This is a genomic window from Streptococcus nidrosiense (assembly GCF_042140045.1).
GTDB classification, from domain to species: domain Bacteria; phylum Bacillota; class Bacilli; order Lactobacillales; family Streptococcaceae; genus Streptococcus; species Streptococcus nidrosiense.
Genome location: NZ_CP152419.1, coordinates 75,209 through 85,808, shown reverse-complemented (window position 1 = coordinate 85,808; position 10,600 = coordinate 75,209). Strand labels below are relative to the sequence as shown.

At 40.2% G+C, this 10,600-nt stretch carries 12 protein-coding genes; 10 read left to right on the top strand and 2 right to left on the bottom strand.

Annotated elements, in window-relative coordinates:
* Nucleotides 1–55: 55 nt before the first annotated feature.
* Nucleotides 56–901 carry a MurR/RpiR family transcriptional regulator gene (locus tag AAFQ93_RS00390; RefSeq protein WP_060956197.1) on the bottom strand — a complete coding sequence of 282 codons (846 nt, stop codon included), beginning with the start codon at nt 899–901 and terminating at the stop codon, nt 56–58.
* Between the two features lie 181 nt (nt 902–1,082).
* On the opposite strand from AAFQ93_RS00390, the gene pbp2b reads away from it, so the two are divergent.
* From pbp2b to rpsI, 8 genes are all read left to right on the top strand, one after another.
* Nucleotides 1,083–3,140: a penicillin-binding protein PBP2B gene (gene pbp2b, locus AAFQ93_RS00385; RefSeq protein ID WP_375555337.1), complete on the top strand. Its 2,058-nt coding sequence runs from the start codon at nt 1,083–1,085 to the stop codon at nt 3,138–3,140.
* Nucleotides 3,141–3,150: 10 nt separating this feature from the next.
* Nucleotides 3,151–3,747 carry a recombination mediator RecR gene (gene recR / locus AAFQ93_RS00380; RefSeq protein ID WP_045613513.1) on the top strand — a complete coding sequence of 199 codons (597 nt, stop codon included), beginning with the start codon at nt 3,151–3,153 and terminating at the stop codon, nt 3,745–3,747.
* A gap of 166 nt (nt 3,748–3,913) precedes the next feature.
* Nucleotides 3,914–4,957, top strand: a complete 1,044-nt coding sequence (locus AAFQ93_RS00375) for a D-alanine--D-alanine ligase (protein ID WP_375555336.1) — start codon at nt 3,914–3,916, stop codon at nt 4,955–4,957.
* Between the two features lie 53 nt (nt 4,958–5,010).
* A complete protein-coding gene (murF, locus tag AAFQ93_RS00370; protein WP_375555335.1) occupies nt 5,011–6,384 on the top strand; it encodes a UDP-N-acetylmuramoyl-tripeptide--D-alanyl-D-alanine ligase in 1,374 nt (457 codons plus the stop codon).
* The gene (locus AAFQ93_RS00365; RefSeq protein WP_375555334.1) at nt 6,371–6,982 is read left to right on the top strand and encodes an NUDIX hydrolase N-terminal domain-containing protein; all 612 of its coding nucleotides are present in this window, start codon (nt 6,371–6,373) and stop codon (nt 6,980–6,982) included. The genes murF and AAFQ93_RS00365 overlap by 14 nt, the downstream gene beginning before the upstream one ends.
* 120 nt (nt 6,983–7,102) lie before the next feature.
* Entirely contained in the window at nt 7,103–7,810 is a 708-nt protein-coding gene (locus tag AAFQ93_RS00360; RefSeq protein WP_375555333.1) for a TIGR02206 family membrane protein, read from the top strand.
* A gap of 159 nt (nt 7,811–7,969) precedes the next feature.
* Complete coding sequence (gene rplM / locus AAFQ93_RS00355) at nt 7,970–8,416, top strand: 50S ribosomal protein L13 (protein ID WP_001044622.1); 447 nt, start codon at nt 7,970–7,972, stop codon at nt 8,414–8,416.
* 18 nt (nt 8,417–8,434) lie between these two features.
* On the top strand, nt 8,435–8,827 hold the full coding sequence (gene rpsI, locus AAFQ93_RS00350; RefSeq protein WP_000075973.1) for a 30S ribosomal protein S9: 393 nt from the start codon (nt 8,435–8,437) through the stop codon (nt 8,825–8,827).
* 110 nt (nt 8,828–8,937) lie between these two features.
* Here the strand turns inward: rpsI and AAFQ93_RS00345 are convergent, their stop codons facing one another.
* Entirely contained in the window at nt 8,938–9,129 is a 192-nt protein-coding gene (locus tag AAFQ93_RS00345) for a site-specific integrase (protein WP_223140159.1), read from the bottom strand.
* Nucleotides 9,130–9,254: 125 nt separating this feature from the next.
* Here AAFQ93_RS00345 and AAFQ93_RS00340 point away from each other — a divergent pair, with 125 nt between their 5' ends.
* The gene (locus tag AAFQ93_RS00340; protein ID WP_223140158.1) at nt 9,255–9,767 is read left to right on the top strand and encodes a GNAT family N-acetyltransferase; all 513 of its coding nucleotides are present in this window, start codon (nt 9,255–9,257) and stop codon (nt 9,765–9,767) included.
* 145 nt (nt 9,768–9,912) lie between these two features.
* Nucleotides 9,913–10,599 carry an XRE family transcriptional regulator gene (locus AAFQ93_RS00335; RefSeq protein ID WP_223140157.1) on the top strand — a complete coding sequence of 229 codons (687 nt, stop codon included), beginning with the start codon at nt 9,913–9,915 and terminating at the stop codon, nt 10,597–10,599.
* Nucleotide 10,600: the final 1 nt, after the last annotated feature.

Genomic DNA, 10,600 nt, shown 5'->3' with positions numbered 1-10,600 from the left:
AGCGACTTTAATCGCTGGTTGCTGATGTGATTGTTCACTTGAAAGGGATAAAGACTTATCTAGATCTTCTATTTCTACGATAGCCATTTAGTTTTTTATTTTCCCAATAACTGTTAAAGATTTTTTCTTTACTTTCACGATCAATTTCTAGGAAATAAGCATAGAGTAGATCGATTAAGATCAACATAGGAAGTTGGGCAGAAATACGTTGGATATAGGAAGCCTGACTCTGGCTTGCTACCAGTACAGTTTCTGTAAATGCCTGAGTTTCCTTGCTAGGCGTACTAGTAAAAAGAACAGTTTTAGCCCCCATATCTTGAGCGTCTAGTAGACTGTCAATGATGGATGGAGTTGTTCCTGAAAGGGAGAAACCAAAGACCAAACATTTTTCATCGATGATACTGGTTGTCCAAGCGAAACCGTCTGGATCTGTCAAAGCCTCACAAACGACTCCAAGTCTCATGAAACGCAATTTCATCTCACGCGCAACGAGACCAGAACTTCCAGTGCCAAAAAAATAGACGCGTTCTGATTGATCAATCATTTGGGCAATGCGCTCCAGTTGGTCATCATCAATCAATTCTTGTGTCATTTCTCGGATATTTGTATAGCTTCTCAAGACTCTTTGGGTCAAAGGATTCATATCCTGTTGTGGAACGGAAAGGGTATCCTTTTGTTGCTGGTATTTAAAAATAAATTCCCGATAACCTGTAAAGCCACATTTTTTGGCAAAACGAGTGAGAGCCGCCTGAGAAATATGAAGTTTTTGAGTGACCTGCTGAGAAGACAAGTCATCATGAATGGTATCTGCCTGCAAAAAATAGCGGGCAATCTCTTGCTCTAAATCGGTCATTTCTTCAAAGTGAAGATCAATAATCGTAGAGATGTCTGGCTTGTTCATGGGACTCCTTTGTAGTTATTTGTTAAACATTATTTGTCAATAAAAGCTAACAAATAAAATAGCGCTTACTTATATTATACCACAGTTGCTTTGTTTTTGGGATAAAAAGGAAAAGTCTTTTCTTTTTCCATAATTTTCTCATCAAATTATGGTACAATGAAGAGTAAGATTTTAATTAGAAATGAGACTGATTTGTATGAGAAAATTCAACAGCCATTCGATACCAACTCGGCTTAATTTATTGTTTGCAATTGTCATTTTGCTTTTTTTAACAATTATTGGTCGCTTGCTCTATATGCAATTCGTAAATAAGGATTTCTATGAAGCCAAGTTAGCGTCTGCTAGCCAAACTAGGGTAACAACGGGTTCTGCTCGTGGAGAAATCTATGACGCAGCTGGAAAACCCTTGGTAGAAAATACCGTCAAACAAGTCGTGGCTTTCACACGAAGTAATAAGATGACGGCTGCAGATTTAAAGGATATTTCTGCTAAACTATTAACTTATGTAACGGTATCCTCTCCAGATTTGACAGAACGTCAAATTGCTGACTATTATCTAGCTGATCCAGCAGTTTATAAAAAAACGGTAGAAGCCCTACCCAAAGATAAGCGTTTTGATTCTGATGGTAATCAACTTTCTGAATCAGACCTTTATAACAATGCTGTTGAGAGTGTTAGCTCTAACCAAACTAATTATACAGAGGATGAAAAGAAAGAAATCTATCTTTTTAGTCAGTTAAATGCTGTTGGAAACTTTGCGACAGGAACCATTGCGACAGATCCTCTAAATGATTCTCAGGTGGCTGTTATTGCCTCTATTTCAAAGGAGATGCCTGGCATTAGTATTTCTACTTCTTGGGATCGAAAGATTTTGGAAACTTCCCTTTCTTCTATAGTAGGGAGTGTATCCAGTGAAAAAGCCGGTCTCCCAGCGGAAGAAGCAGAAGCCTATCTTAAAAAGGGCTATTCTCTAAATGACCGTGTTGGAACCTCCTATTTGGAAAAGCAATATGAAGAGACCTTACAAGGAAAACGCTCGGTAAAAGAAATCCATCTGGATAAATATGGCAATATGGAAAGCGTGGACACAATTGAGGAAGGTAGTAAGGGAAACAATATCAAACTGACCATTGATTTGGCCTTCCAAGATAGCGTGGATGCTTTGCTGAAAAGTTATTTCAATTCCGAGCTAGGAAATGGTGGAGCCAAGTATTCTGAGGGTGTGTATGCAGTCGCCCTTAACCCCAAAACAGGTGCTGTTTTGTCTATGTCAGGACTCAAACATGACCTGAAAACGGGAGAGTTGACTCCTGATTCCTTGGGAACGGTAACCAATGTCTTTATCCCAGGTTCGGTTGTTAAGGCCGCTACCATCAGCTCAGGTTGGGAAAATGGTGTTTTATCAGGAAACCAAACCTTAACAGATCAGCCTATTGTTTTCCAAGGTTCAGCTCCAATTTATTCTTGGTATAAATTGGCATATGGATCTTTTCCTATTACAGCTGTGGAAGCCTTGGAGTATTCATCCAATGCTTACATGGTTCAAACCGCTCTTGGAATCATGGGCCAGACCTATCAACCAAATATGTTTGTTGGAACCAGCAATTTGGAAACAGCTATGGGAAAACTTCGTGCGACCTTTGGCGAATATGGCTTGGGGGCTGCGACCGGAATTGACCTACCAGATGAATCTACTGGATTTGTTCCCAAAGAGTATAGCTTTGCTAATTACATCACCAATGCCTTTGGGCAGTTTGATAACTATACGCCCATGCAGTTGGCTCAGTATGTAGCAACTATTGCAAATGATGGTGTTCGTGTGGCTCCTCGTATTGTTGAAGGCATTTATGGTAATAATGATAAGGGAGGACTGGGTGACTTGATTCAGCAACTGCAACCGACAGAGATGAATAAGGTCAATATATCCGACTCCGATATGAGTATCTTGCACCAAGGATTTTACCAAGTATCGCATGGAACTAGTCCCCTTACGACAGGACGGGCGTTTTCAGATGGCGCCACTGTTTCTATCAGTGGTAAGACCGGTATAGGTGAAAGCTATGTAGCTGGTGGTCAAGAAGCTAATAATACCAATGCCGTGGCCTATGCTCCAACAGAAAATCCTCAAATTGCAGTTGCAGTAGTCTTTCCTCATAATACCAATTTAACCAAAAATGTTGGGCCAGCAATTGCTCGCGACATTATCAATTTATATAACCAACACCATCCAATGAACTAGAAAGGAAGCCATGCTTTATCCAACACCTATTGCTAAGTTGATTGACAGTTATTCCAAACTTCCTGGTATTGGGATTAAGACAGCAACCCGTCTAGCCTTTTATACTATTGGAATGCCGGATGATGACGTCAACGAATTTGCTAAAAATCTCCTTTCAGCTAAAAGAGAGTTGACCTATTGTTCTATCTGTGGACGTTTAACCGATGAAGATCCCTGTTCTATCTGCACAGATCCAAGTCGGGACCAAACAACTATCCTCGTCCTAGAGGATAGTCGAGATGTAGCTGCTATGGAAAATATCCAAGAATACCACGGACTCTATCATGTCCTGCATGGTCTCATTTCTCCTATGAATGGCATTAGTCCAGATGATATCAACCTTAAGAGTCTTATGACTCGTCTTATGGACAGTGAAGTTTCAGAGGTCATCGTAGCTACCAATGCGACAGCTGATGGCGAAGCGACCTCCATGTATATCTCTCGGTTACTCAAACCTGCAGGGATTAAAGTCACTCGTCTAGCAAGAGGTCTAGCAGTCGGAGCTGATATCGAATATGCTGACGAAGTAACACTCCTAAGAGCTATTGAAAACCGTACCGAACTTTAGTCTGTAAGGATATAGAACAGGCAATTAACTAGCAGATACGATATATAAGAAATCAAGAGACTGGATTTATTTTTAATCCAGTCTCTTTTGTGCTATTCAAGTTTAAAAAAATAAACAAATGTGATATACTAAAAAGCGAGTATTCTAGTAGAAATAGGACAATCATATGAAACAAACAATTATTCTATTATATGGTGGACGCAGTGCAGAACGTGAAGTATCTGTATTGTCAGCTGAGAGTGTCATGCGTGCGGTCAACTATGACCGTTTTGCAGTCAAAACGTTCTTTATCAGCCAGTCAGGTGATTTCATCAAAACCCAAGAATTTACCCAAACTCCTGGACAAGATGAACGTCTCATGACCAATGCGACTATTGATTGGGACAAGAAAATTGCTCCAAGTGCTATCTACGAAGAAGGCGCAGTTGTTTTTCCAGTTCTTCATGGACCTATGGGAGAAGACGGTTCAGTCCAAGGTTTCCTAGAAGTCTTGAAAATGCCTTATGTCGGTTGCAACATCTTGTCTTCAAGCCTTGCTATGGACAAAATCACGACTAAACGTGTCTTGGAATCTGCTGGCATTGCCCAAGTTCCTTACGTAGCCATTGTTGAAGGGGATGACTTAGCTTCTAAGATCGCAGAAGTCGAAGAAAAATTAAGGTATCCAGTCTTTACCAAACCATCTAATATGGGTTCTAGTGTTGGTATTTCTAAGTCTGAAAATAAAGAGGAACTCCATCAAGCTCTCGAACTCGCCTTTAAATATGATAGCCGTGTCTTGGTAGAACAAGGCGTCAATGCGCGTGAAATCGAAGTTGGGCTTTTAGGAAACTATGATGTCAAGAGCACGCTTCCTGGTGAAGTTGTCAAGGACGTAGCCTTCTATGACTACGAAGCAAAATACATTGATAACAAGATTACTATGGATATTCCAGCCAAGATTAGTGATGATGTAGTAGCAGTCATGCGTAAAAATGCAGAAGCTGCCTTCCGTGCCATTGGTGGACTTGGATTATCACGTTGCGACTTCTTCTATACAGATAAGGGTGAAGTTTTCCTAAACGAGCTTAACACCATGCCAGGATTTACCCAATGGTCTATGTATCCATTACTTTGGGACAACATGGGGATTAGCTATTCAGAACTAATTGAGCGTTTGGTGGACCTTGCTAAAGAGAGTTTTGATAAACGCGAAGCACACCTATTGTAAAGACAACTATAAGGGCGGGGCAAGACTCCCTGCCCCTTTTTAAAGGAGTAAACATGAAACTTACGATTCACGAAGTTGCGCGTGTCGTCGGTGCAAAAAATGATGTGACAAGTTATGCGGATAGCCCGCTAGTCAAGGCTGAGTTTGATAGTCGTTTGATTGGACCTGGGGATTTATTTGTTCCTCTAAAGGGGGCGCGTGATGGTCATGACTTTATCGAGACAGCTTTTGAAAATGGCGCTGTTGTAACTCTGTCAGAAAAGGAAGTAGAAGGTCATCCTTACATTTTAGTAGATGATGTCTTGACAGCCTTTCAAGCTCTTGCGGCCTATTACCTTCAGAAGACAGGAGTCGATGTCTTTGCTGTTACAGGTTCAAATGGGAAGACAACGACCAAGGATATGTTGGCCCATTTGCTTTCAACAAGCTACAAAACCTACAAAACACAAGGGAACTATAATAACGAGATTGGGCTTCCCTACACGGTTCTCCATATGCCAGATGACACTGAAAAGTTAGTCTTGGAAATGGGACAGGATCATCTAGGAGACATCCATCTCTTATCTGAACTAGCTCATCCAAAGACAGCTATTGTGACTCTGGTCGGAGAAGCTCATTTGGCCTTCTTTAAAGACCGTTCTGAAATTGCCAAAGGGAAATTGCAAATCGCTGATGGGATGGGAAAGGGTACCTTGCTTTTAGCACCAGCTGATCCTATTGTAGAGGATTATCTACCTACTGAGCAAAAAGTGGTCCGTTTTGGTCCAGGTGCAGAACTCAAAATTACAGAATTGATTGAGCGTAAGGATAGCTTAACTTTCAAGGCTAATTTCTTGGAACAGGCTCTCGACTTGCCAGTAACTGGTAAGTACAATGCGACCAATGCCATGATTGCATCTTATGTTGCTTTGCAAGAAGGAGTAACTGAGGAGCAAATCCATCAAGCCTTCCAAAATCTTGAATTGACCCGCAATCGTACCGAGTGGAAAAAAGCTGCCAACGGTGCAGATATCTTGTCAGATGTCTACAATGCCAATCCAACTGCCATGAAATTGATTTTAGAGACTTTCTCTGCCATTCCAGCCAATGAAGGTGGTAAGAAACTCGCAGTTTTGGCAGATATGAAAGAACTTGGAGATCAGTCTGTTCAACTTCATAATCAGATGATTTTGAGCATTTCACCAGATGTTCTTGATGCTGTTATTTTCTATGGTGAAGACATTGCTGAATTGGCTCAATTAACCAGTCAAATGTTCCCAATTGGCCATGTTTACTACTTCAAGAAAACAGCTGAAGAAGACCAGTTTGAAGCCATGGTCAAGCAAGTTAAGGAAAGTCTTGGTGCACATGACCAAATCTTGCTTAAAGGTTCGAATTCTATGAATCTAGCTAAGCTAGTAGAAAGTCTAGAAAATGAGCACAACTGATTTCGCCAAAGCTATTCAGAGAATGTTAGCTATCACTGATACTGGGTTGACCTATACAAAGGATCCTTATGATCGTGAACGTTATGAGGATTTACGTCAGATTTTATGGAGTGTCTTGCAAGATCAAACAGAGCTCGATCAAGAGGAATTGACTGCAATTTTAAAACCAACAGGTAGCTATGCAACTCCCTTGATGGATGTAAGGGCATGGATTGTTCAAAATCAGAAGATTTGCCTGGTTAGAGGACAAGGAGAGGATACTTGGGCATTACCTGGTGGCTTTGGCGAGGTAGGATATTCTCCCAAGGAAAATATCCGAAAAGAAGTTCAGGAAGAAACAGGCTTTTCGGCAGAAGTAGGTTCTTTATTAGCGGTTTTTGATACCAATCGCTTTCAACTTCAGAACAAGCAGTATGCAAAGTTCGTCTTTGACTGTCAGTTATTGGATGGACACTTTCAAGAAAATCAAGAAATTGCAGAACTTGAATTTTTTGATATCAAGAATCTCCCACCCCTATCTGAAAAACGAATAACCAAAGAACAAATGGAAATTCTATGGCAGGTCTATCAGGGTGAGCGGGAACAATATGTCGATTAGAAGCTTTGTTTTATATTAAGATCGACAGTTTCTTTTACACAAAATTATATGAAATAAATGTAAGCTAGGCTCTATAGAGATGAGTAAGGGGCCTGCTTATATGAAAATGAGGAAAGTTACATGAATGTTTGGGATGCTTTATTTAGCACGCAGCCGACGGAGCCACCCCAATTTGATCTTCTTTGGTATGGAAGTCTATTTACTTTATTGGCATTGACTGTATTTCTTGCCTATCGCTATGGTAATAATAAAATTTGTCAGCGATTTTTCCAGATTTTACAGGCTCTGCAGTTAATCCTTCTCTACGGTTGGTATTTGGTCAATCAGATGCCTTTGACAGAAAGTCTACCCTTTTATCATTGCCGTCTGGCAATGTTTGTAGTGCTTTTGCTTCCTGGTGTTTCTAGAGTCAAACAGTATTTTGCTGTATTGGGAACCTTTGGGACTTTGGCAGCCTTTGTTTATCCAGTGCCAGATCCCTATCCCTTCCCCCACATCGCTATCCTGTCCTTTATTTTCGGACACTTAGCCCTTCTTGGAAATTCCTTGATTTATCTTTTGAAGGACTACGATGCTAGCTTATTGGATTTCAAACGGACCCTAATCATCACATCTTCCCTTAATGCTGTGATTTTTGTGGTTAATCTAATGACGGGTGGAGATTATGGCTTTTTGACAAAACCGCCATTGGTTGGAGACCACGGTCGTTTGATCAATTATCTAGTGGTTACGCTATTCCTGACTTGTGCCATTTATTTAGTCTCTAAAATTTTTCAGACAATCCTTCAGGAACAGGAAGAAAAAAGATTGAGAATCTGGCAGAAATAAAAAAATATTTTCCCAATCTCTTGACTTTTATCTGAGAATTTTGATACAATAGTAGACGGTATTGTTTACCCCATTTGTAAGGCCCCGGAACCTTTCAAATAACTTGCGGACCGGAACATCCGCCCTGTAAACAAAAACGATATTCATATAGGAGAAATCATGAACAAAACTACATTCATGGCTAAACCAGGCCAAGTAGAACGCAAATGGTACGTTGTTGACGCAACTGATGTACCTCTTGGACGCCTTTCAGCAGTTGTTGCTAGCGTGCTTCGCGGAAAAAACAAACCAACATTCACACCACACACTGATACAGGTGACTTCGTAATCGTTATCAATGCTGAAAAAGTTAAATTGACTGGTAAAAAAGCATCTGATAAGATCTACTACACTCACTCAAACCACCCAGGTGGATTGAAATCAATCTCTGCTGGTGAACTTCGTTCTAAAAATGCAGTACGTTTGATCGAGAAATCAGTTAAAGGTATGCTTCCACACAATACTCTTGGCCGCGCTCAAGGTATGAAATTGAAAGTATTCGTTGGAGCTGAGCACACTCACGCTGCACAACAACCAGAAGTTCTTGATATTTCAGGACTTATCTAAGGAAAGGAACAATAAAGTATGTCACAAGCACAATATGCAGGTACTGGACGTCGTAAAAACGCTGTTGCACGCGTTCGCCTTGTTCCAGGAACTGGTAAAATCACTGTTAACAAAAAAGATGTTGAAGAGTACATCCCACACGCTGACCTTCGTCTTGTCATCAACCAACCATTCGCAGTTACTTCAACTGTAGGTTCATACGACGTTTTCGTTAACGTTGTAGGTGGTGGATACGCTGGTCAATCAGGAGCTATCCGTCACGGTATCGCTCGTGCCCTTCTTCAAGTAGACCCAGACTTCCGCGATTCATTGAAACGCGCAGGACTTCTTACACGTGACTCACGTAAAGTTGAACGTAAGAAACCAGGTCTTAAGAAAGCTCGTAAAGCATCACAATTCTCAAAACGTTAATCAATGCGATTATATCAACGTTTACAGACATTCAAGAATTATTTCTTGGATGTCTTTTTTTGCTTAAAAATCAATAATTTCCCTGAAAAATTCCCTGAGATTTCCCTTAATCATTTTTTGAGATTCCTAAAAGCAATTTCACCGACTGTCTGATTAACTGTATCAGCTGTATTTACATATATTTTTGTTACCTGTTTATCGCTATGAGTTAGAGCTTCAGAAATAGTCTCAAGTGAAATACCTGCTTGTTTAGCAAGATGTTGGAATTTATGAGGTCCTTGATGGATATTATTTTTCTTCATAGTATGTTGTGTTATAATGTAGATACGATATGAAAAAATTAAGATATCTCTTTAAATGCTGTAAATGTCACTTTGTGTGAACATGAGTACATTTGAATTTAGAGAATGATAGGAGATGGTTTACAATGATAAGTTTAGAGCTGATGTCTGAAGAAAATAGCATAGATATTTATTATTTTGAAAAAGAAAATCGGGAGTATTTTGAGCGAAGTTTACCTCCTAGACCAGCTCACTATTTTGACTCAGAAGGTTTTAAAGAACTTACAAGGGAATTGTTAAGGGAACAAGAGAATCATGATGTCTACATGCATCTTATTAGAGATGCACAAGGCATTATGGTCGGAAGAATCAATTTAAGTGTTTTAGGGAAGGATAGAAAAACAGCAGAACTTGGATATAGGATTGGAGAAAATGTTACTAATTTAGGTTATGCAAGTGAAGCGGTTAAACTCGTTTTAGACAAGGCCTTTACTACTTATGGTTTACATAAGATTATCGCAGGGACGGCAACGGACAATCGGGCTTCCCAGAGAGTGCTTTTAAAAAATGGTTTCACCTTTAGTAAAATCATAGAAAATGACTTTCAAATGCATAACGAGTGGATTCATACGGCAGTATTTGAGATAAGGAATCTATAGCATCATCATTACAAGTCGTTTGCCAAAACTCAACATTCCCAGTAGACATTCGTCTACTTTTTTTATATAATAAAACTAAACCAAAACGGTTGAGTTTCAAAAATAGAGTCAACCTACGATGAAACATCACACTAGGAGGGAAGTCATGTACCAACCAGAAAAACTTAAGGCTCGGAGAAAAGAGTTAAAGCTAACACAGAAGGAAATTGCAGAGCAGCTTGGCATTAGTTTTCAGGCTTATTCGGCTTGGGAGCGTGGAGTCAAGGAGCCTTCTGAAGAAAAGGTTGCTCAGCTAGAGAAAATCTTAAAAGTACCAAAAGGCTATTTTACTCAAATCGAAATTGTCCGTCTCTACAATAGTCTTTCTAACCAAGGGAAAGAAAAGGTGGTAGTCTATGCTCGCAACCTGGTTCAAGAAGAACAAGCTAAGAAGGTAACGGCCATGCCAGAAAAACTTTTCGAGTATCATGTCTACGAACGCATGTCAGCTGGGATCGGTGCTTCAGTTTATGATGATCGAAACTTTGACACGGTTTACTTTAATGAGGAACTAGCTCACGATTTTGCTTCCTGGGTCTCTGGGGATTCTATGGAACCCAAGTATCAAAATGGTTCCGTGGCTCTGATTCGAGAGACTGGATTTGATTATGATGGCGCTGTCTATGCAGTGGTTTGTAACAACCAGACCTATATCAAACGGATCTATCGAGAAGAAGATGGCTTGCGTTTAGTTTCCATCAATCCTAAATACAAGGATATTTTCATCTCTTATGAGGAAGATCCGCGGATTGTAGGCATTATCGTGGGCAACTTTGTACCGATGGAGGGATAGC

What these genes read in the sequence shown, in the direction of transcription:
- AAFQ93_RS00390 (WP_060956197.1), bottom strand. Translation starts at nt 901, where the DNA reads ATGAACAAGCCAGACATCTCTACGATTATTGATCTTCACTTTGAAGAA.
- pbp2b (WP_375555337.1), top strand. Translation starts at nt 1,083, where the DNA reads ATGAGACTGATTTGTATGAGAAAATTCAACAGCCATTCGATACCAACT.
- recR (WP_045613513.1), top strand. Translation starts at nt 3,151, where the DNA reads ATGCTTTATCCAACACCTATTGCTAAGTTGATTGACAGTTATTCCAAA.
- AAFQ93_RS00375 (WP_375555336.1), top strand. Translation starts at nt 3,914, where the DNA reads ATGAAACAAACAATTATTCTATTATATGGTGGACGCAGTGCAGAACGT.
- murF (WP_375555335.1), top strand. Translation starts at nt 5,011, where the DNA reads ATGAAACTTACGATTCACGAAGTTGCGCGTGTCGTCGGTGCAAAAAAT.
- AAFQ93_RS00365 (WP_375555334.1), top strand. Translation starts at nt 6,371, where the DNA reads ATGAGCACAACTGATTTCGCCAAAGCTATTCAGAGAATGTTAGCTATC.
- AAFQ93_RS00360 (WP_375555333.1), top strand. Translation starts at nt 7,103, where the DNA reads ATGAATGTTTGGGATGCTTTATTTAGCACGCAGCCGACGGAGCCACCC.
- rplM (WP_001044622.1), top strand. Translation starts at nt 7,970, where the DNA reads ATGAACAAAACTACATTCATGGCTAAACCAGGCCAAGTAGAACGCAAA.
- rpsI (WP_000075973.1), top strand. Translation starts at nt 8,435, where the DNA reads ATGTCACAAGCACAATATGCAGGTACTGGACGTCGTAAAAACGCTGTT.
- AAFQ93_RS00345 (WP_223140159.1), bottom strand. Translation starts at nt 9,129, where the DNA reads ATGAAGAAAAATAATATCCATCAAGGACCTCATAAATTCCAACATCTT.
- AAFQ93_RS00340 (WP_223140158.1), top strand. Translation starts at nt 9,255, where the DNA reads ATGATAAGTTTAGAGCTGATGTCTGAAGAAAATAGCATAGATATTTAT.
- AAFQ93_RS00335 (WP_223140157.1), top strand. Translation starts at nt 9,913, where the DNA reads ATGTACCAACCAGAAAAACTTAAGGCTCGGAGAAAAGAGTTAAAGCTA.